This window comes from Curtobacterium citri (assembly GCF_030362955.1).
In the GTDB taxonomy this organism is placed as follows: Bacteria; Actinomycetota; Actinomycetes; order Actinomycetales; family Microbacteriaceae; genus Curtobacterium; species Curtobacterium citri.
The window spans coordinates 336,767-357,436 of record NZ_JAUCML010000002.1 but is presented as its reverse complement, the minus strand read 5'-3'; the positions used below and the strand labels follow the sequence as shown (position 1 = coordinate 357,436).

Genomic DNA, 20,670 nt, shown 5'->3' with positions numbered 1-20,670 from the left:
CCGTGACCGACCAGACCGCACTCCAGTACACCGCCGACCACGAGTGGATCCTCGTCGAGGGCGACACCGTCACCGTCGGCATCACCGACCACGCCGCCGAGCAGCTCGGTGACGTCGTCTACGTCGAGCTGCCCGCCGTGGGCACCGCGACGACCGCCGGCGAGCAGATCGGCGAGATCGAGTCGACCAAGAGCGTCGGCGAGCTCTTCGCCCCGATCGAGGGCGAGGTGGTCGCGATCAACGACGCCGTCGTCGACGCCCCCGACACCGTCAACCAGGACCCGTTCGGTGCCGGCTGGCTCGTCAAGCTCAAGGTCGACGGCACCTCGTTCCCCGAGGACCTGATGGACCACGACGCGTACCGGGCGTCGATCGCATGACCCGGGCACAGGAGAACCTCCAGACGTCCTTCGCCGACCGGCACATCGGCACGACGGCCGCCGACCAGCAGGTCATGCTCGACGCGGTCGGACAGCCCTCGCTCGACGCCCTCGTCCGCGCGGCGATCCCGGCGTCGATCCACGCCGCTCCGGCCGAGCGCTCGACGATCCCCGCCGCCGTCGGCGAGACCGAGGCGCTCGCCGAGCTCCGCACGAAGGCCGGCCGCAACACCGTCCGTCGCGCGATGATCGGCCTCGGATACCACGGCACCCTCACGCCCGCGGTGATCCAGCGGAACGTGCTCGAGAACCCGAGCTGGTACACGGCCTACACGCCGTACCAGCCGGAGATCTCGCAGGGCCGCCTCGAAGCGCTCATCAACTTCCAGACGATGGTGTCCGACCTCACCGGCATGGCCACCGCGGGTGCATCGATGCTCGACGAGGGCACCGCCGTGGTCGAGGGCATGCTGCTCGCCCGGCGCGCGTCGAAGGTCAAGGGCGACGCGTTCCTCGTGGACGCCGACCTCCTGCCGCAGACCCGTGCCCTGCTCGACCACCGCGCCGACGCCGTGGGCATCGCCCTGCGCGGGTTCGACCCCGTCGAGGGTCCGTCGGACGAGCAGCTCGAGGGTGCGTTCGGCGTCGTCCTGCAGTACCCGGGCGCCTCCGGCCGGATCGTCGACCCGTCGCGCACGATCGAGCGCGTGCACGCCGGCGGCGGCATCGCCGTCGTCGCCGCCGACCTCCTCGCTATGACGCTCCTCGCCAGCCCGGGCGACCTCGGCGCCGACGTCGCCGTCGGCACGAGCCAGCGCTTCGGCGTCCCGCTCGGCTTCGGCGGCCCGCACGCCGGGTACCTCGCCGTCCGTGCCGGACTCGAGCGCCAGCTCCCCGGTCGCCTGGTCGGGGTGTCCTTCGACGCCGACGGGCAGATGGCCTACCGCCTCAGCCTGCAGACCCGCGAGCAGCACATCCGTCGCGAGAAGGCGACGAGCAACATCTGCACCGCGCAGGTGCTCCTCGCCGTGATGGCGTCGATGTACGCCGTCTACCACGGGCCCGAGGGGCTGCGCTTCATCGCCGACCGGGTCGCCCGGACGACGTCGGCGCTCGCCGGGGTGGCTCGTGACGCCGGGTTCGAGGTGGTGCACGAGCACTGGTTCGACACGCTCACCCTGCGTGCTGCCGGACGTGCCGAGTCGGTGATCGACGCAGCGCGCGACGCCGGGTACCTGCTCCACCTGGTCGACGCCGACACCGTGCAGCTCTCGGTGGACGAGACGACCACGCCGGACGACGTGAGCGCGCTCGCCCACGTGTTCGGGGTCGTGGACGCGACCGTCCCGGCGGCGGAGGCCGCCGTGCGGGACGCGGCCACGGGCCTCCCGTCCGACCTGCTGCGGAGCAGCGAGTACCTGACGCACCCCGTGTTCAGCGCGCACCGCAGCGAGACCCGCATGATGCGGTACCTCAAGCACCTCGCCGACAAGGACTACGCGCTCGACCGCGGCATGATCCCGCTGGGCAGCTGCACGATGAAGCTCAACGCGGCGACCGAGATGGCGGCGGTCACCTGGCCGGAGTTCGCGAACGTGCACCCGTTCGCGCCCCGGTCGGACGTCGAGGGCTACCTCGACATGATCGGCGACCTCGAGACCTGGCTGGCCGAGGTCACCGGCTACGACACCGTCTCGCTGCAGCCGAACGCCGGCAGCCAGGGCGAGCTCGCGGGGCTGCTCGCCATCCGCGGGTACCACCGCTCGCGCGGTGACCTCGACCGGACGGTCTGCCTCATCCCGTCGAGCGCGCACGGCACGAACGCCGCGTCGGCCGTCCTCGCCGGCATGCGGGTCGTCGTCGTGGCGTGCGACGAGGACGGCAACGTCGACCTCGCCGACCTCCGCGCCAAGACGGCCGCCCACGCGGAGACCCTTGCGGCGCTGATGATCACGTACCCGTCGACGCACGGCGTGTACGAGCACGACGTCCGTGAGGTCTGCGACGCCGTGCACGACGCCGGCGGCCAGGTGTACGTCGACGGCGCGAACCTCAACGCCCTGCTCGGGCACGCCCGCTTCGGCGACTTCGGCGGCGACGTGTCGCACCTCAACCTGCACAAGACCTTCTGCATCCCGCACGGCGGCGGCGGCCCGGGCGTCGGGCCGGTCGCGGCGAAGGCGCACCTCGCGCCGTTCCTGCCGGGGCACGCGATGGCGCAGCAGGTCGACCGACGCCCGGGCTCGTCGGCCGACGGCACCGACGGCCGCCTCGCGCACGCCGGCGGCCCGGTCTCCGCGGCGCCGTACGGCAGCCCGAGCATCCTGCCGATCACGTGGACCTACGTCCGCATGATGGGACTCGAGGGGCTCACGCGCGCGACCGAGGCCGCGGTGCTCGGCGCGAACTACATCGCCTCGCGGCTCCGTGACGCGTTCCCCGTGCTCTACACGGGGGAGTCGGGGCTCGTCGCCCACGAGTGCATCCTCGACCTGCGTCCGCTGCGCGAGACGTCGGGCATCACCGTGGACGACGTCGCCAAGCGCCTCGTCGACTACGGGTTCCACGCGCCGACCATGTCGTTCCCGGTCGCCGGCACCCTCATGGTGGAGCCGACCGAGAGCGAGGACCTCGCCGAGCTCGACCGGTTCGTCGACGCCATGCTGGCGATCCGCGCCGAGGCGGCGGCGGTCGAGCGGGGGGAGTGGCCGGCGGACGACAACCCGCTCGTGCACGCCCCGCACACGGCGGCGTCCGCGATCTCGGGGGAGTGGACGCACCCCTACACGCGGGAGCAGGCGGTCTACCCGGTCCCGGGCATCAGCGCCCGGAAGTACTGGCCCCCGGTGCGTCGGATCGACCAGGCGTACGGCGACCGCAACCTGGTGTGCGCGTGCCCGCCGATCGAGGCCTTCGCCTGATCGACGTCACGCGACGGCGGAGACGTCGTCGAACGCGTAGCGTGTGCCCCGTCCGGTGATCCGGGCGGGGCACACCCGTCTCCGTGGCCGGGAGTGGATGGGAGCGCTCCAGCTCCGGGCGAGGGCTGCTCGTCTTGCACACGGTGTGCGCTCGTGCAACATGTTCGATGCGGAAGCAACAAACCCGCACGGCCCCGGCGCGAGCGCCCGAATCTTGCATCCTCTCGCAACGATCCTGCAACTTGGTTTCCGGTTTGTAACCGATGGTCGCTGGGTTTGGTCGGGGGTCCTGGCACTGCCTACAGTGCAAGGACAAGCGCGCCCGGCAGCACCTCTGTGCCTGGCGCGTCCCATGCACCAGGAGGAACCTTGATCAAGAAGCGCGCTGGGCTCTCTGCCCTCGCCGTGCTCGGGGCCACAGCAATCGCCCTGACCGGCTGCTCCAGCAACGGCAGCAGCAACGGCGGTGACTCGGGCTCGACCAACGCGTCGGGCATCGTCACCACGAACGGCTCCGAGCCCCAGAACCCGCTCATCCCCTCGAACTCCACCGAGACCGGTGGCGGCAAGATCATCACGTCGATCTTCGAGGGTCTCGTCTCCTACGACGCCGACGGCAAGCCGGTGAACGAGGTCGCGAAGAGCATCACCACCGATGACTCGAAGACCTACGACATCAAGCTCAACACCGGCTACACCTTCACCAACGGTGAGAAGGTCACGGCGGAGTCCTTCACGAAGGCGTGGAACTGGGCGGCGCAGAAGTCGAACGCGCAGGGCGCGAGCTACTTCTTCGAGAACATCGAGGGCTACGACGCCGACAAGGACTCGGAGCTCACCGGCCTGAAGGTCGTCGGCGACGACGAGTTCACCGTCGCGCTGAAGTCGGCGCAGTCGGACTTCCCGCTGTCGCTCGGCTACTCGGCCTTCATGCCGCTGCCGTCGTCGTTCTACGACGACACCAAGGCGTTCGGTGAGAACCCGATCGGCAACGGCCCGTACAAGCTCGACGGCAAGGGTGCGTGGACGCACAACCAGTCGATCAAGCTGGTCACGAACTCGGACTACGCGGGCAAGCGCAAGCCGAAGAACGGTGGTCTCACGATCACGTTCTACACCTCGCAGGACACCGCCTACGCGGACGTGCAGGGCGGCAACCTCGACGTCCTCGACGCGATCCCGGACAGCGCCTTCCAGACCTACAAGTCGGACTTCCCCGACTCGAACGTCAACCAGGCCGCGGCGATCTTCCAGGGCTTCTACCTGCCCTACTACCTGAAGCACTGGAGCGGCGACGAGGGCAAGCTCCGTCGTGAGGCCCTGTCGATGGCGGTCAACCGCAAGCAGATCACCGACAAGATCTTCGACGGCACGCGCACCCCGGCCAAGGACTTCACCTCCCCGGTGATCTCCGGCTGGAACGGCGACCTCGAGGGCTCGGACGTGCTCGAGTACAACCCCGACGAGGCCAAGAAGCTCTGGGCCGAGGCGAACAAGATCGCCCCGTACGACGAGACCCTGTCGATCGCCTACAACGCGGACGGCGGCCACGAGGCCTGGGTGACCGCGGTCACCAACTCGATCTCCAACACGCTCGGCATCAAGGCCGAGGGCAAGGCGATCCCGACGTTCCAGGAGGCCCTGGACGCGCAGACGCAGGACAAGCTCACGGGCGGTAGCCGCACCGGTTGGCAGGCCGACTACCCGTCGCTGTACAACTTCCTCGGCCCGACCATGGGTGAGGGCTCGTCGAGCAACTACGCGCGCTACGACTCGACCGAGTACAACGACCTGCTCGCGAAGGGCCGTTCGGCCGCCACCGTCGAAGAGGGCAACAAGATCTTCGACCAGGCCCAGGAGCTGCTCTTCAAGGACCTGCCCGAGATCCCGCTCTGGTACTCCAACGTCACCGGCGTCTGGTCGGCCGACAACGTGAAGAACGTCAAGTTCGGTTGGGACTCCGTGCCGCTGTACTACGACATCGAGGTCACCAAGTAACACCGGTCTCCCTGCGGTCGAACACCGCGGAGACCCACCGCGAGCAGGTATCCTGCTCCGCGGCCACCGGACGGGGGTCCGGAGACCACACGGTCTCCGGGCCCCCGTACCTCGGCGGCAACACCACCCCCACCACCGCGGGCGCCGCCGCCCGCACCGGACACCCGTGCCGACCCGCGAGCCGTCCACCCCTTCACGACATGAACCTGAACGACACGCGCCCCGCGCAGGACCGAGCGATCTGATGCTCTGGTACCTCGGCAAGCGCCTCCTGCAGCTCATCCCCGTCTTCTTCGGGGCCACGTTCCTCATCTACTTCATGGTCTTCTCGCTGCCCGGCGACCCGATCGCCGCGCTGTTCGGCGACCGCCAGCCGTCGCCGCAGGTGATCGAGCAGCTCCGGCAGCAGTACAACCTGGACAAGCCGTTCCTGGTGCAGTACCTGCTGTGGATCGGTGGCGTGTTCCGCGGCGACCTCGGTGTCACCTACTCGGGCCTGCCGGTGTCGCAGCAGCTCGCGTCGGCGTTCCCGATCACCGCGCGCCTCGCGCTCCTCTCCCTGCTGTTCGAGGCCGTCGCCGGCATCGTCGTCGGCGTCATCGCGGGTCTGCGCAAGGGCAAGTGGTTCGACACCACCGCCCTCGTCGTCTCGCTGCTGCTCATCTCGGTCCCGACCTTCGTCGTCGGCTTCCTGCTGCAGTACGTCTTCGGCATCCAGCTCGGACTGTTCCGCGTCACCGTCTCCGGCCAGGCGCCGTGGTCGGAGCTCGTGCTCCCGGCGATCGTGCTCGCGACGGTCTCGTTCGCGTACATCGTCCGACTCACGCGAGCGAGCGTCGCCGAGAACATGAACGCGGACTTCGTCCGGACCGCCACCGCGAAGGGCCTGCCCCGTCGCCGCGTGGTCGGCGTGCACATCTTCCGCAACTCGCTCATCCCCGTGGTGACCTACCTCGGTGTCGACATCGGCAACCTGATGGTCGGCGCGGTCGTGACCGAGGGCATCTTCAACATCAACGGCGTCGGCGGTACGGTCTTCCGCGCCGTCAAGCTCGGCGAGGGCCCCACGGTCGTCTCGTTCGTCGCCGTGATGGTCATCATCTTCATGCTCGCCAACCTCCTGGTCGACCTGCTCTACGCCGTCCTGGACCCGAGGATCCGCTATGCCAAGTAACGCCGAACCCCGCTCCGTGACGCACTACGTGGCGCCGATCGAGGAGACGCCGCTGCAGGCGGTGGACCAGGTCGACGAGACGGAGAAGACCCGGTCGACCTGGACCGACGCGTGGGAGTCCATGCGCGGCCGACCGACCTTCTGGATCTCCTCGGTCCTCATCCTGCTCGTGCTCGTCGTCGCGATCTTCCCCGGGCTGTTCACCCACGTGGACCCGCGCGCGGCGAACCTCGACTTCAGCGACGAGGGTGCCCGTCCGGGGCACCCGCTCGGGTACAACCGCCAGGGATACGACGTGTACGCCCGTGTCATCTGGGGTGCGCGCAGCTCGGTCATCGTCGGCCTCGTCGCCACGATCCTGGTGTCGCTCGTCGGCATCATCATCGGCGCCCTCGCCGGCTTCTACGGCGGCTGGCTCGACACGATCGTCTCCCGCATCGGCGACATCTTCTTCTCGATCCCGACCATCCTCGGCGCGATCGTGATCATGTCGGTCATCCCGGCGCGCAACGCGATCACGGTGGCCCTCGTGCTCGCCGCGTTCGCGTGGCCGCAGATCGCCCGCATCATGCGCGGCGCCGTGCTCAGCGCGAAGCAGTCCGACTACGTCACCGCCTCCGCGGCGCTCGGCGTCAGCCGCTTCACCACGCTGGTCCGCCACGTGATCCCGAACGCGATCGCACCGGTCATCGTCATCGCGACGGTGTCGCTCGGTTCGTTCATCGTCGCCGAGGCCACCCTGTCGTTCCTCGGCATCGGGCTGCCGCCGTCGGCGCTCAGCTGGGGCCTCGACATCGGCACCGCGCAGACGTCGATCCGCACCAACCCGTCGACGATCTTCTGGCCGTCCGCCGCCCTGTCCATCACCGTGCTCGCGTTCCTGCTCCTCGGCGACGTGGTCCGCGACGCGCTCGACCCGAAGGCGAGGGCCCGTCGATGACCGAGACGCTCACCGATCCCACCACCCGTCGTCCGGCCGGTTCCGGCGCGCCGCTGCTCGAGGTCTCCGGCCTGCAGGTCGGGTTCCGCACCCAGAGCGGTCTCGTGCAGGCCGTCCGCGGCGTCGACTTCACCCTCGAGCAGGGCGAGCGCCTGGCGATCGTCGGCGAGTCCGGTTCGGGCAAGTCGACCAGCGCGCAGGCGATCATCAAGCTGCTCGCCGGCACCGGCGAGGTCACCGGCGGGTCGATCAAGTTCAACGGGCGCGAGCTCGTCGGGCTGTCCGACAAGGAGATGGCCGGCATCCGCGGGAAGGAGATCGGCTACGTCCCGCAGGACCCGATGTCGAACCTCAACCCGCTGTGGTCGATCGGCTTCCAGGTCGAGGAGGCCATCAAGGCCAACGGCATGGCCACCGGCAAGCACGCGATCCGCGCCCGCGCGGTCGAGGTGCTGCAGGAGGCCGGCCTCGGCGACGCCGCCACCCGGCTCAAGCAGTTCCCGCACGAGTTCTCCGGCGGCATGCGGCAGCGCGTGCTCATCGGCATCGGTCTGTCGAGCCGCCCACAGCTGCTCATCGCCGACGAGCCGACCTCGGCACTCGACGTCACCGTGCAGCGGATCATCCTCGACCACCTCGAGACGCTGACCCGCGACTTCGGGACCTCGGTCCTGTTCATCACGCACGACCTCGGGCTCGCCGCCGAGCGCGCCGAGAAGCTCGTCGTGATGTACAAGGGGCAGGTCGTCGAGTCGGGTCCGTCCAAGGAGATCCTGGCGAACCCGCAGCACCCGTACACGCAGCGCCTCGTCGCCGCGGCCCCCTCGCTCGCGAGCCGCCGCATCCAGTCGAAGGTGCAGCACCAGCGGGTCGACATCGCGGACGCCGGGAGCGAGGACGACGAGCTCATCGCCCGCGCCCAGGAGCGGGAGCACCACCCGAAGCAGGACCTCATCGTGGTGAAGAACCTCCAGAAGGTCTACAAGCTCCGCGGCAAGAACCTGCAGTCCCGTGAGCTGAAGGCCGTCGACGACGTGTCCTTCGCGATCCCGAAGGGCACCACCACGGCGCTCGTCGGGGAGTCGGGTTCGGGCAAGTCGACCGTCGCGAAGCTCGTGCTGCAGCTCGAGTCGATCACGAGCGGGTCGGTCACCTTCGACGGCATCGACATCGGCGCGCTGAAGGGGAAGGACCTCTTCGACTTCCGCCGCCGCGTGCAGCCGGTGTTCCAGGACCCGTACGGCTCGCTGGACCCGATGTACAACGTCGGGAACACGATCGCCGAGCCCCTCGCCACGCACAAGGTCGGCGACAAGGCGAGCCGTCGGGCCCGCGTGCTCGAGCTCCTCGACCAGGTCGCACTGCCGAAGTCGATGGTGAACCGCTACCCGAACGAGCTGTCCGGTGGCCAGCGGCAGCGCATCGCCGTCGCGCGTGCACTCGCGCTGAAGCCCGAGGTCATCGTGCTCGACGAGGCGGTCTCCGCGCTCGACGTGCTCGTGCAGGGGCAGATCCTCGACCTGCTGACCGAGCTGCAGACCGAGCTCGACCTGACCTACCTCTTCATCACGCACGACCTCGCCGTCGTCCGCCTCGTCGCGGACAACGTCTGCGTCATGCGCAAGGGGCAGATCGTCGAGAAGGCGACGACCGACGAGGTCTTCGCCTCCCCGCAGGAGCAGTACACGAAGGACCTGCTCGCCGCGATCCCGGGTGCCGGGTTCGAGTTCGGGCGCTGATCCGTCTGGGCACCACCGAGGCCGGACGTACCGTCCTCCGCGCAGGTCGCGGGGGAGCGGTCACGTCCGGCCTCGTCGCCGTCGTGGCCCTGCTGCTGCTCGTCGACGCGGGTGTGCGCGGGAGCTGGGACGTCGTGCTCGCCGCGGTCGGCCCGCTCGCGGTGCTGCTCTGGGCGCTCTGGGTCCTGACGTACCGGCCGTCGATCCGACTCGACGACGGTGCGCTCACCGTCGTCAACCCGCTCCGCGTCACGCGCGTGCCGTGGGGCGAGGTCGCCGACGTCCGGCTGCGGTGGCAGATCGTGGTCGAGGCGAGCGACGGTCGGAAGGTCGCGTGCTGGGGCGGACCGTCGCTGCCCCGCCCGAAGCCGGCGCGGCGGGGCGAGCCCCGGACGCTCCCGCAGCCCGACGAGATGCGGGTGCTGCTCGACCGCTGGGCGGCTCGGCGCGATGCCGGGGCCGCCGGCGGCGCGGTGCACCGCGGGTGGGACCGCGAGGCCCTGCTCGTCGGGGCGGGTGCCCTCGCCCTGCTCGCCGTCTCGCTGCTGAGCGTCGCCCTGCGCTGACCGCGCCGCGCTGACGGCGACCGCTCGCCGGACGGGAGGCGCGTGTCGGGCCGGCCCCGAGCCTCCCGTCCGTCGTCGGCTCGCCGTCCCGTCGCGGCGCGAGCGGGCGTTCTCCGTCCCGCTCACCGACGCCCACGGCGTCTTCCGCCCGCTCGCGGTCGCTCCTCCCGGACGGGCGGACCCGTGCGCAGCTCGCGCCGAGCGGGCGGATCCTGCCGCGCGGACATCGGTGCGCGGGCCGGTTCCGCGCGTTCGGCGACCGCGTGCCGTGCTCGACCCTCCCCGCCCCGCGAACGGGCGGTTCCCGTGGTGCCGACGCGGGCAGGCGGTGCGGTTCTGCCCGCTCGTGGCCGCTCCTCTCGAGCGGGCGGATCGTGCGGCATCGAGCCCGGTGCGCGGGCCGGTTCCGCCCGCTCGCGATCCGGCGCGCGCCGGGCGCACCGAGCGGGCAGATCACGTCGACCGGACGACCCGGGCGTGACGGACGAGGCCCGCTCGTGCGGCGGACCGGACCGGCGCCACCACGCACCGGACGGGAGGCGCGTGGCCGCCCCGCCCCGCACCTCCCGTCCGTCGGTGGGTCAGACCGCCGCTGCGGCCGCGTGCTCCGTCAGCAGGTGCTCCTGGTCGGTCTGCACGCACGCCACACCGCGACCGGCGACGTCCTGCAGCCGGGGGTCGATCGTCCGGCACTGCTGCTGGCGACCCTCGTCGAGGAGCTGGTAGAGCGGGCACCGGGTGCGGAACCGGCAGCCGTCGATGCGCTCCGTCGGCGAGGGCAGGTCGCCCTGCAGCAGGATGCGACCCCGGTCGGCCTCGGCGTCGGGGTCCGGCACGGGCACGGCGGACAGCAGTGCGCGGGTGTACGGGTGCTGCGGGTCGTCGAACACCCGGTCGCCCTCGCCGTACTCGACGATCCGGCCCAGGTACATGACCGCGACGTCGTCGGCGATGTGCCGGACGACGGACAGGTCGTGCGCGACGAACAGGTAGGACAGGCCCAGGCGGTGCTTGAGGTCCTCGAGCAGGTTGATCACGCCGGCCTGCACGGACACGTCGAGCGCGGACACGGGCTCGTCGAGCACGAGGATCTTCGGCTCGACGATGAGCGCCCGGGCGATGCCGATGCGCTGCCGCTGCCCGCCCGAGAACTCGTGCGGGTACCGGTCGATGTAGCTCGGCTCGAGGCCGACGAGCTCGAGGACGTCGCGCACCCGTCGGCGGATCTCGTCCTTCGCGACCCCGTGCACGGTCAGCGGTTCGCCGATCACCGAGCCGATGTCGAGCCGCGGGTCGATGGAGGCCATCGGGTCCTGGAACACGACCTGGATGTCACTGCGGAGCGCGCGGCGGTCGCGCTTCGACAGCGTGCCGGTGTCGACCCCGTTGACCCGGATGGTGCCCTGCTGGGCGCCGGCGAGCTCGAGGATCTCCATGATCGTCGTGGTCTTGCCGCAGCCGGACTCGCCGACCAGTCCGAGGACCTGCCCGCGCTTCAGCGTCAGCGAGATCCCGTCGACGGCGTGCACCTCGCCGATGCGGCGGCGGAAGACGGCGCCCTTGGTGAGCGGGAACGTCTTCACGACGTCCTGCAGCTCGAGCACGACGTCGTCGCCGTGGTCGATCGTCGACTCGGGGACGTCCTCGGGGCGGGGGAAGATCTCGGAGCGCGCGAGGGTGCCGGCGGCGATCTCGTCGCGTCGGATGCAGGCGGCGACGTGGTCGTCGTCGAACGCGCCGTTCGAGATCGTCGGCACGGCTCCGGTGAGCACGGGGTTGTCCACCCCGGCCGGCACGCTCGGTGCGAGCAGGGCCGGCTCGCCGTCGCGGCAGGCGTCGAGGACCGCGGGGCAGCGGTCCGCGAACGGGCAGCCGGTCGGCTTCGCGGTGAGGAGCGGCGGGCGACCCTCGAGCGGCACGAGACGCTCGGCGCGCGACGAGGTCATGTTCGGCATCGAGCGGAGCAGGCCGATCGTGTACGGCATCACCGGCTCGTGGAACAGCGGTCCGACGGGCGCCGTCTCGACGATCCGGCCCGCGTACATGACCGCGACCCGGTCGGCGTTGCCGGCGACGACGCCGAGGTCGTGCGTGATGAGCACGACGGCGGCACCGGTCATGTCCTTCGCGGTCTGCAGCACGTCGAGGATCTGCGCCTGGATCGTCACGTCGAGCGCCGTCGTCGGTTCGTCGGCGATGATGAGCTTCGGGTCGTTCGCGATGGCGATCGCGATCATCGCGCGCTGCCGCATGCCGCCGGAGAACTCGTGCGGGAATGCGTCGAGGCGTCGTGCCGCGTTCGGGATGCCGACGGCGCGCAGGAGTTCCTCGGCGCGGACCCGGGCGGCCTGCGCGGTCAGCGCCCGGTCGTGCAGCTTGAGGCCCTCGACGATCTGCTGCCCGATCGTGTACACCGGCGTCAGCGCGGAGAGCGGGTCCTGGAACACCATCGCGATGTCGCTCCCACGGAGCCGGGACATCTCGCGGTCGGAGCGCCCGACGAGCTCCTGGCCGTCGAACCGGATGCTGCCCTCGACGTGCGCGGAGGACGGCAGCAGGCCCATCACGGCCATGGAGGACACCGACTTGCCGGACCCGGACTCGCCGACGATCCCGAGGAACTCGCCCTGATTGACCGAGTAGTCGACACCGCGGACCGCGTGGACCGGCTTCGTCCGGGGGTTGAACGTGACGGACAGGTCGGAGACGGTGAGCAGCGGCTCAGTCACGGTTGGCTCCAGAGGTGGGGTCGATGGCGTCGCGCAGGGCGTCGCCGAGCAGGCTGGTCGACAGCACGGTCGCGACGAGGGTCGCGGCCGGCAGCACGAAGAGCCAGGGGCGGGTGACGGCGGACTGGCTGCCCGCGGCGAGCAGGGTGCCGAGGGACACGTCGGGCACCTGGATGCCGAAGCCGAAGAAGCTCAGCGCGCTCTCGGACAGGATCATCGCGCCGACGCCGAGCGTCGCGTCGATGATGAGCAGCGAGGCCACGTTCGGCAGGATGTGCCGGCGGATGATCGTGAACGAGGGCACGCCCATGAACCGCGCGGCCTTGACGTAGTCGCGCTCCCGCAGCGACATCGTCTGGCCGCGGATGACACGCGCCATGATCATCCAGCCGAAGATCGCCAGACCGATGATGAGCGCGACCCAGCTGAGGTTCTTGAACAGCGGGCTGAGGAGCACGAGCGCGTAGAACGACGGGATGACGAGCAGCAGGTCGATGCCCCAGACGAGCGCGCGGTCGACGAACCCGCCGAAGTAGCCCGCGATCGCGCCGACGATGCCCGCGATGAGCGTGGCGGCCGGCCCGGCGATGAGGCCGATGAGCAGCGACTTCTGCAGGCCCACGAGGGTCTGCGCGTAGATGTCCTGACCGATGTCGTTCGTGCCGAACCAGTGTGCGGCGCTCGGCGCGGCGCCGAAGGCCAGACCGTCGGAGTCGACGGCGTTCCAGTGGTACAGGTACGGGCCGACGAAGGCCCAGAGGAGGATGAGCAGCAGCGCACCGCCACCGATGCGGGCGCGCCAGGTGCCGAAGACCTTGCGCCAGAGCGGCGTCCGGCCGCCGGTGACCTCGACGACGTGCGCCGGCTCGCCGGCAGCCCCGTCGGTCGGGTCACCGGCAGTGGTCGTGGTGGTGGGGTCGAGTACGGACACGGGTCACACCCTCACTCGCGGGTCGAGCGCGGCGTAGAGCAGGTCCGCGAGGGTGCCTGCGATGAGCACGAGGACCGCCGTGAAGAGGATCGTGCCCGCTGCCGCGTTGATGTCGTTGTTGGTGATGCTCTGCACGAAGTACTCGCCCATGCCGTGCCAGCTGAAGACCAGTTCGGTGATGCTCGCGCCGGTCAGGATCAGCCCGAACGAGTACGCGAAGAACGTCGACATCGGGATGAGCGCGACCCGGACGCCGTGCCGCATGATGGCCGACCCGCGCGTCCGGCCCTTCGACCGGGCCGTCCGGATGAAGTCGTTCGACAGGACGTCGAGCATTGCCGACCGCTGGTAGCGCGAGTACGACGCGACGGCGCCGACGGTGAGCGAGATCGTGGGGAGCAACAGGTGCACGAGTCGGTCGCCGAGGACGGGGAGGAACCCGGTCACCCCCGGGGTGTACTCACCCGTGAAGCTGATCAGCTGCGTGCCGGTGGCGTTGTTGAAGGAGGTGGCCAGGATCATCAGGACGACCGCGATGACGAAGGGCGGCGTGGCCAGGACCGCGAACGACAGGTACGTCGAGACCTGGTCGGACGTCCGGTACTGGCGGACCGCGTTCCAGACGCCGAGCAGCACGCCGAACAGCGCGCCGAGCAGCGTGCCGATGACGAGCAGGCGGAGGCTCGTGCCGGCCCGGGCGACGATGTCCGCCGTCACCTCGGTGCCGCGGGCACTGATGCCGAGGGAACCGTGCGTGACGAGCCCGGTCCACCAGTCCCAGGTGCGGACGAGCAGCGGGGTGCCCGGGTCCGCGCCGAGCTTCTGCAGCGAGGCGTCGATCGTGCCCTGCGGCACGGCTGGGTTGCGGCCGAGGAACCGGGACGCCGGGTTCAGCGTGGAACTGGCGAGCAGGTACCCGAGGGTCGTCGCGACGATCGTCAGGATGACGTAGTTGACGATCCGCTTCGCGATGAAGGCAAGCATGGACGATGGACCTCGCTAGGGGTACGGACGGCGTTGTCGGTGACGAGAGCGTAACCCCATCCGACCACGTCGTGGTGATGCGAAGTGACGCTATGCAACATGTGTTACAGCCGTGTTTCGATTCCTCGCAGGGACTCTTGTGGTCGCTGCGGATGTGGTTAGGGTTCTCAACCAACAGACCCGACGGCAGGGGCCGTCGGGGTCGGAAGGCGCTCAGCGCAGACACATCGAAAGGGGATCCTCGCGATGCGAATGAGGATCAAGACCACCGCCGTGCTCGCCACCGCGGCCGCCGCAGCCCTCGTGCTCGCCGGCTGCTCCGGTGGTGGGACGGCGGGCGAGAGCAGTTCCGCCGTCGCCCAGTCGTCGCTGAAGTCGACCGGGTGGACGAGCGCGGACCGCGACTCGGTCAAGGACGGCGGTTCGCTGACGCTGCCGATCGACTCGGCTCCCGCCAACTTCCAGATCAGCAACCTCGACTCGGGGACGGTCGACGACCAGACGATCGCGGGGGTGTACCTGCCCGGGTTCATCCAGTTCAAGGAGAACGGCGACTGGGAGGCGAACCCGGACTTCGCGGACTCGGTGAAGCTGACGAAGGACTCGCCGCAGACCGTCGAGATCAAGATCAACCCGAAGGCCGTCTGGTCCGACGGCACGCCGATCACCGAGAAGGACGTCGCGGCGAACTGGAAGGCGCTCAACGGCACGAACCCGGCCTTCGCGCCGCTCGCCACGAACGTGTGGGAGGACGTCGAGTCCGTCGAGCAGGGCTCCGACGAGCGTGACGTGGTCATCACCTTCAAGAAGACGAACGCCGACTGGGCGAGCGTCCTCTCCGGCATCTACCCGGCCTGGGCCGTGGACACCCCCGACCACTTCAACAAGGCGTGGGCCAAGGGCCCGTACGCGGCCGACGGCAAGACCTTCGTCTCCGGCGGTCCGTACATCCTGAAGTCCTTCGACGCCAACGGCGGCGTGCTCACGTTCGAGAAGAACAGCAAGTGGTGGGGCGACACCCCGAAGCTCGACACGATCGTCTTCAAGACCGTGTCCCGCGACGGCCTCGCCCAGGCCTACGCCAACAAGGAGCTCGACGCCTTCAACCTCTACGGCAGCGCCGACAACCTGAAGACCGCGAACAGCCGGTCCGACTCGAAGATCGAGCGCTCGCTCGGCACCACCTGGCGCCACGTGACCCTCAACGGCACCTCCGAGGTCTTCAAGGACAAGGAGGTCCGCCAGGCCTTCGCGCAGTCGCTGAACCGCAAGGTGCTCGCCCAGGCGATCCTGTCGCCGGTGAAGAGCCCGGGCGACGTGCTGAACAACATGGTGTACCTGCCGGGGCAGAAGGGCTACGAGGACGACGCCTCGAAGGTCTACGGCTACAGCGTCGAGGACGCCAAGAAGAAGCTGCAGGACGCCGGCTACACCATCGGTTCGGACGGCTACGCGTCGAAGGGCGGCAAGGAGCTCGACGTCCGCTTCGTCATCCCGTCGGACAACCAGAACTCGGCGAACATCGCGCAGCTCGTGCAGCAGCAGACGAAGGCCGCCGGCTTCAAGGTCACGATCGACACCGTGCCGACCGACGACTTCTTCACGAAGTACATCACCACCGAGACGCGTGACTTCGACGCCACGTACTTCGCGTGGCAGGGCACGCCGTTCCCGGTGTCCTCGCTCAAGTCGATCTTCTACCCGGCCGACGCCGGACAGAACTACGCCGGTGTCACCGACGACTCGCTCGGCGACGCGTGGGACAAGGCGAACGCCGAACTCGACGCGAGTGCCCGGATCAAGGACGCCCAGGCCATCGACAAGAAGATCGTCGCGGTCGCCGGCACCATCCCGCTGTTCGCGGAGCCCTACGCCTGGGGCGTGCGGAAGGACCTCGTGAACTACGGTCCGGCGCAGTTCCAGTCGAGCTCCGTCAAGTGGCAGGACGTGGGCTACAGCAAGTAGTCGCCCCTCCACACGGGACCCCCGTCGCCTCCGGGCGGCGGGGGTCCCGTGCGTCCGGGGCAGCAGGCATGCGGTCGGGTCAGAGCTGCGCGGCGGCCATCGACGCGGCGACGCCGAGGACGACCATCCCGGTCACCGACCAGCCGTGCGCCCGGTGCGTGATCCGCGCCGGGACCACCGTCGCGGGCGGTGGGCCGGTCTGCTCGACCGGCGCGGGGACGAAGGTGCGCATCCTGCGGGCCGCGGCGTCGACGTCGAGGGGGGTGGTGCCTCCCGGCCGGCCGTTGGTCTCGCCGAGCCGTGCGGTGGGACGGGTGGCGAGCCAGGTGCGGCGGACGCCCTCGCTGGTGACGACCTCGATGCCGTACTTCGTGCGGATCTCGGTGACGCGGCGCCAGTCGTAGGTGCTCGTGCGTCGGACGTCCACGATGCGGAGGTGGTCCGGGGTGCACTCGAAGCGGGGGCGCCAGAAGACGGCCCAGGCGACCAGGGCGATGAAGCAGCTCGGCACGGGGACCAACCAGGGGGAGCCGCCGCCGACGAGGGCGAGGGGCACGAGCACGATGGCGATGCCCCAGAGGACGACGGCGAGCCGGCGCATGCCGGGGGCGACGATCACGGTGGAGATCACCCGACGATGGTAGGCGGGTCGACCCTCGGAGACGTCGAGAGCGCCGACCCTCGGACGGTGCCGTGACGGCCGGGGAGCGTGACGAGAGCGCCTCCCCGGGGACGTCCGGGGAGCGGGTGTGACACACCGGCGCGTACCTCCGGACGACCCGATTCCCCGGGGAGGCGAGTCCGTGTGGACCGCTCGTCCCTCTGATGGTCCCCGTGCCCCGTTCGGGTGTCAACACCCCGGGGCGGAACGTTCAGCAGATCGACACGCCGTCGACCCGCTACGCGACCAGCTGCTCGACCTGCGCCCGGATCGTCGCGGCCTTCGGGAAGCGCAGCCCCACGAGGCCGACGTGCCGCCAGCGCACGACGCCGTCCGGTCCGATGACGAACACCGAGCGGCGGAGACCGATGCCCGGCGCGACGAGTCCGTACGCGCGGACGACGTCCCCGGCGGGGTCGCTCAGCAGGGGGAAGGTGAGCGAGGACCCGTGGGCGAAGGCCGCGTGCGAGTCGAGAGCCTGCGGGCTGATGCCCCACACCACCGCGCCGAGGTCGCCGAAGTCGTCGAGCTCCTCCTGGTAGCTGCAGAGCTGGGCGGTGCAGACGGGGGTGGCGTCGCCCGGGTAGAAGGCGAGCACCACCGTCCGGCCGATCTCGGCGGCCAGCGCGTACTCGCCGTCGGTGCGGGCGCCGTCCCGCACGGTGGTGCCGGGCAGGGTGAAGCCCGGCGCTGGCTCACCGACCTCGGGGATCTGCATGCGACCACGCTAGGGCGTCCGGCAGGGAACCACGCCCCGGCCCGCTGGACGCGCGCTGGGCGGATGCACCGAGGTCGTCGCGCGGTCAGCGGGTCAGCGGAACAACTGGGGGAGGGCCGCGGCGACGAACGGGTAGCCGACGAACACCACGGCGTCGAGCAGGCAGTGCGTGATGACGAGGGGCAGGAGCCGTCCCCACTTCGTGTAGATCCACCCGAAGACGACGCCCATGACGGCGTTGCCGACGAAGGCGCCGAACCCCTGGTACAGGTGGTAGCTCCCGCGCAGCACCGCGGTCGACAGGATGACCTGCCACCGCCCCCAGCCGATGCCTCCGAGGCGCTCGTACAGGTACCCGATGACGATGACCTCCTCCTGCAGCCCGGACCGGATCGCCGAGAGCAGCAGGACGGGGATGGTCCACCAGTAGGTGTTCAGCGCCGCGGGGTCGACGTCGACCGTGAAACCGAGCGCCCGCCCCGTGAAGTACAGCGCGAGCCCGGGCACGCCGATGCACAGCGCGATCAGCGCGGCGCCGCCGAGGTCGGGCCGGACGCGGAACCGGTCGATGCCGAGCCGCCGGAGGTGCGGCCGGGTGGTGCTCCAGAGCAGGAAGCACACGAGCGCGACCGGGGCCAGGTCGACCGCGATGCCCACGAGCTGCCGCGCGAGGTCGACGTACTGCACGGTCGTGGTCGACGTGTTGAGCGCCGTGGACTGCTCGCCGAGCGAGGTGGTCTGGGACAGGTCGTCGATGATCTGCAGCACCGAGTACAGCGCGCTGCCGCCGAGCGAGAGCATGAGGACGATCGTGATCTCGATCCACGTTCGTCGTCTGCTCACGGGCTGTACTCCTCGGGGTTGCGAACTACCGGTAGACTGGCGTGTCGGGCGTTCTGCCCGCGGGTGCCGTCTGTCCAAGACGACCGGCCGCCCGATCTTCTCCTGAACACCGAAGGATGTCCTGTATGGCGCTCGCCACCCGGTCCGACCTGCGCAACGTCGCCATCGTGGCACACGTCGACCACGGCAAGACCACCCTCGTCGACGCGATGCTCACGCAGACCAACTCGTTCGACGCCCACTTCGAGGGCGAAGACCGCATGATGGACTCGAACGACCTCGAGCGCGAGAAGGGCATCACCATCCTCGCGAAGAACACCTCGGTGCTCTACAACGGGAAGCACGCCGAGGAGTTCAACCCGGGCGGTCGCATCACGATCAACGTGATCGACACCCCCGGCCACGCCGACTTCGGTGGTGAGGTCGAGCGCGGCCTCTCCATGGTCGACGGTGTCGTGCTGCTCGTCGACGCGTCCGAGGGCCCGCTGCCCCAGACCCGCTTCGTGCTCCGCAAGGCGCTCGCCGCGAAGCTCCCGGTGATCCTGCTCGTCAACAAGACGGACCGCCCGGACTCCCGCATCGACGAGGTCGTCTCCGAGTCGCAGGACCTGCTCCTCGGCCTGGCCTCCGACCTGTCGGACGAGGTCGAGGACCTCGACCTCGACGCGATCCTCGACGTCCCCGTGGTCTACGCCTCGGGCCGTGCCGGTGCCGCGTCGCGCAACAAGCCCGAGGACGGCACCCTGCCGGACAACGACGACCTCGAGCCGCTCTTCGAGGCGATCCTGCAGCACGTCCCGGCGCCGAAGTACGACGACGAGCACCCGCTGCAGGCGCACGTCACCAACCTCGACGCGTCGCCGTTCCTCGGCCGCCTCGCGCTGCTCCGCATCTTCCACGGCACGATGAAGAAGGGGCAGACGGTCGCGTGGGTCAAGCACGACGGCACCGTCGCGAACGCCCGAATCACCGAGCTGCTCATCACGAAGGCGCTCGACCGCTACCCGGCCGAGTCCGCGGGCCCCGGTGACATCGTCGCCGTCGCCGGCTTCGACACGATCACCATCGGTGAGACGCTGTCCGACCCCGAGGACGTCCGTCCGCTGCCGACCATCACGGTCGACGCACCGGCGATCTCGATGACGATCGGCACGAACACCTCGCCGCTGGTCGGCAAGGTCAAGGGCCACAAGCTCACCGCCCGCATGGTCAAGGAGCGCCTCGACCGCGAGCTCATCGGCAACGTCTCGCTCAAGGTCGAGGACATCGGGCGTCCGGACGCCTGGGAGGTCCAGGGCCGTGGTGAGCTCGCGCTCGCAATCCTGGTCGAGCAGATGCGTCGCGAGGGCTTCGAGCTCACCGTCGGCAAGCCGCAGGTCGTCACCCGCCGTGACGAGAACGGCAAGCTGCAGGAGCCGTACGAGCACATGACGATCGACACGCCGGAGGAGCACCTCGGCGCGATCACGCAGCTCATGGCCGCGCGCAAGGGTCGCATGGAGAACATGACGAACCACGGCACCGGCTGGATCCGCATGGAGTTCGTCGTGCCGTCGCGTGGCCTGATCGGATTCCGCACGTCGTTCCTCACGGAGACCCGTGGCACCGGCATCGCGAACGCGATCTTCCACGGCTACGACGAGTGGGCCGGCCCGATCCAGACCCGCATCAACGGCTCGATCGTCTCGGACCGCTCCGGTGTGGTGACGCCCTTCGCGATCACGAACCTGCAGGAGCGCATGTCGTTCTTCGTGAACCCGACCGAAGAGGTCTACGAGGGCATGGTCATCGGCGAGAACTCGCGCGCCGACGACATGGACGTCAACATCACGAAGGAGAAGAAGCTCACGAACATGCGTTCGGCGAACGCCGACTCCTTCGAGTCGATGACGCCGTCGCGCCAGCTCTCCCTCGAGGAGTGCCTGGAGTTCGCGCGCGAGGACGAGTGCGTCGAGGTCACCCCCGACGCCGTCCGCATCCGCAAGGTCGAGCTCGACGCGCAGGCCCGCCAGCGCTCGTACGCCCGCCTGAAGCGCCAGGACGCGTAAGCGGTCCGACACCGGTCTGGAGGCACCCCTCCGTCCGACGGCCCGGTCACCTCACGAGGTGGCCGGGCCGTCG

The 20,670-nt window shown here is 69.9% G+C and carries 15 protein-coding genes; 9 read left to right on the top strand and 6 right to left on the bottom strand.

Annotated features, from left to right (window positions below):
* Positions 1–2 precede the first annotated feature (2 nt).
* The 7 genes from gcvH to QUG92_RS04065 all read left to right on the top strand — a co-directional run bounded on the left by gcvH (position 3) and on the right by QUG92_RS04065 (position 9,718).
* Positions 3–380, top strand: coding sequence for a glycine cleavage system protein GcvH (gene gcvH / locus QUG92_RS04095; RefSeq protein ID WP_069711655.1), 378 nt, complete (start codon positions 3–5; stop codon positions 378–380).
* The gene (gene gcvP / locus QUG92_RS04090; RefSeq protein WP_289457759.1) at positions 377–3,301 is read left to right on the top strand and encodes an aminomethyl-transferring glycine dehydrogenase; all 2,925 of its coding nucleotides are present in this window, start codon (positions 377–379) and stop codon (positions 3,299–3,301) included. The genes gcvH and gcvP overlap by 4 nt, the downstream gene beginning before the upstream one ends.
* A gap of 369 nt (positions 3,302–3,670) precedes the next feature.
* Entirely contained in the window at positions 3,671–5,299 is a 1,629-nt protein-coding gene (locus QUG92_RS04085) for a peptide ABC transporter substrate-binding protein (RefSeq protein WP_289457758.1), read from the top strand.
* Between the two features lie 244 nt (positions 5,300–5,543).
* Complete coding sequence (locus tag QUG92_RS04080; RefSeq protein ID WP_182047038.1) at positions 5,544–6,473, top strand: ABC transporter permease; 930 nt, start codon at positions 5,544–5,546, stop codon at positions 6,471–6,473.
* Positions 6,463–7,413, top strand: a complete 951-nt coding sequence (locus tag QUG92_RS04075) for an ABC transporter permease (protein ID WP_182047039.1) — start codon at positions 6,463–6,465, stop codon at positions 7,411–7,413. The genes QUG92_RS04080 and QUG92_RS04075 overlap by 11 nt, the downstream gene beginning before the upstream one ends.
* A complete protein-coding gene (locus QUG92_RS04070) occupies positions 7,410–9,152 on the top strand; it encodes a dipeptide ABC transporter ATP-binding protein (protein ID WP_289457757.1) in 1,743 nt (580 codons plus the stop codon). The genes QUG92_RS04075 and QUG92_RS04070 overlap by 4 nt, the downstream gene beginning before the upstream one ends.
* 83 nt (positions 9,153–9,235) lie before the next feature.
* Positions 9,236–9,718, top strand: coding sequence for a PH domain-containing protein (locus QUG92_RS04065; protein WP_289457756.1), 483 nt, complete (start codon positions 9,236–9,238; stop codon positions 9,716–9,718).
* Positions 9,719–10,299: 581 nt separating this feature from the next.
* On the opposite strand, the gene QUG92_RS04060 is transcribed toward QUG92_RS04065, so the two are convergent.
* The 3 genes from QUG92_RS04060 to QUG92_RS04050 are packed head-to-tail and all read right to left on the bottom strand — an operon-like array spanning position 10,300 to position 14,362.
* Positions 10,300–12,447: an ABC transporter ATP-binding protein gene (locus QUG92_RS04060; protein WP_289457755.1), complete on the bottom strand. Its 2,148-nt coding sequence runs from the start codon at positions 12,445–12,447 to the stop codon at positions 10,300–10,302.
* On the bottom strand, positions 12,440–13,378 hold the full coding sequence (locus QUG92_RS04055; protein ID WP_069711647.1) for an ABC transporter permease: 939 nt from the start codon (positions 13,376–13,378) through the stop codon (positions 12,440–12,442). Before QUG92_RS04055 ends, QUG92_RS04060 begins: the two co-directional genes overlap by 8 nt.
* 3 nt (positions 13,379–13,381) lie before the next feature.
* Positions 13,382–14,362, bottom strand: a complete 981-nt coding sequence (locus tag QUG92_RS04050) for an ABC transporter permease (protein ID WP_289457754.1) — start codon at positions 14,360–14,362, stop codon at positions 13,382–13,384.
* A gap of 252 nt (positions 14,363–14,614) precedes the next feature.
* On the opposite strand from QUG92_RS04050, the gene QUG92_RS04045 reads away from it, so the two are divergent.
* Entirely contained in the window at positions 14,615–16,327 is a 1,713-nt protein-coding gene (locus QUG92_RS04045; RefSeq protein WP_069711645.1) for an ABC transporter family substrate-binding protein, read from the top strand.
* A 79-nt stretch (positions 16,328–16,406) separates the two neighbouring features.
* Here QUG92_RS04045 and QUG92_RS04040 read toward each other — a convergent pair whose 3' ends face one another.
* The 3 genes from QUG92_RS04040 to QUG92_RS04030 form a co-directional block, all read right to left on the bottom strand.
* Positions 16,407–16,958, bottom strand: coding sequence for a PH domain-containing protein (locus QUG92_RS04040; protein ID WP_289457753.1), 552 nt, complete (start codon positions 16,956–16,958; stop codon positions 16,407–16,409).
* Positions 16,959–17,226: 268 nt separating this feature from the next.
* Complete coding sequence (locus QUG92_RS04035) at positions 17,227–17,706, bottom strand: peroxiredoxin (protein WP_289457752.1); 480 nt, start codon at positions 17,704–17,706, stop codon at positions 17,227–17,229.
* 93 nt (positions 17,707–17,799) lie between these two features.
* Positions 17,800–18,549, bottom strand: coding sequence for a CPBP family intramembrane glutamic endopeptidase (locus QUG92_RS04030; RefSeq protein WP_289457751.1), 750 nt, complete (start codon positions 18,547–18,549; stop codon positions 17,800–17,802).
* Between the two features lie 125 nt (positions 18,550–18,674).
* On the opposite strand from QUG92_RS04030, the gene typA reads away from it, so the two are divergent.
* Positions 18,675–20,597, top strand: coding sequence for a translational GTPase TypA (gene typA, locus QUG92_RS04025; protein ID WP_069711641.1), 1,923 nt, complete (start codon positions 18,675–18,677; stop codon positions 20,595–20,597).
* The last annotated feature ends 73 nt before the right edge of the window (positions 20,598–20,670 follow it).

Bases quoted from the DNA above. Each gene is read 5' to 3' on its own strand.
- QUG92_RS04080 (WP_182047038.1), top strand. From the start codon at position 5,544: ATGCTCTGGTACCTCGGCAAGCGCCTCCTGCAGCTCATCCCCGTCTTC.
- QUG92_RS04035 (WP_289457752.1), bottom strand. From the start codon at position 17,706: ATGCAGATCCCCGAGGTCGGTGAGCCAGCGCCGGGCTTCACCCTGCCC.
- QUG92_RS04070 (WP_289457757.1), top strand. From the start codon at position 7,410: ATGACCGAGACGCTCACCGATCCCACCACCCGTCGTCCGGCCGGTTCC.
- QUG92_RS04045 (WP_069711645.1), top strand. From the start codon at position 14,615: ATGAGGATCAAGACCACCGCCGTGCTCGCCACCGCGGCCGCCGCAGCC.
- QUG92_RS04050 (WP_289457754.1), bottom strand. From the start codon at position 14,362: ATGCTTGCCTTCATCGCGAAGCGGATCGTCAACTACGTCATCCTGACG.
- gcvP (WP_289457759.1), top strand. From the start codon at position 377: ATGACCCGGGCACAGGAGAACCTCCAGACGTCCTTCGCCGACCGGCAC.
- QUG92_RS04075 (WP_182047039.1), top strand. From the start codon at position 6,463: ATGCCAAGTAACGCCGAACCCCGCTCCGTGACGCACTACGTGGCGCCG.
- typA (WP_069711641.1), top strand. From the start codon at position 18,675: ATGGCGCTCGCCACCCGGTCCGACCTGCGCAACGTCGCCATCGTGGCA.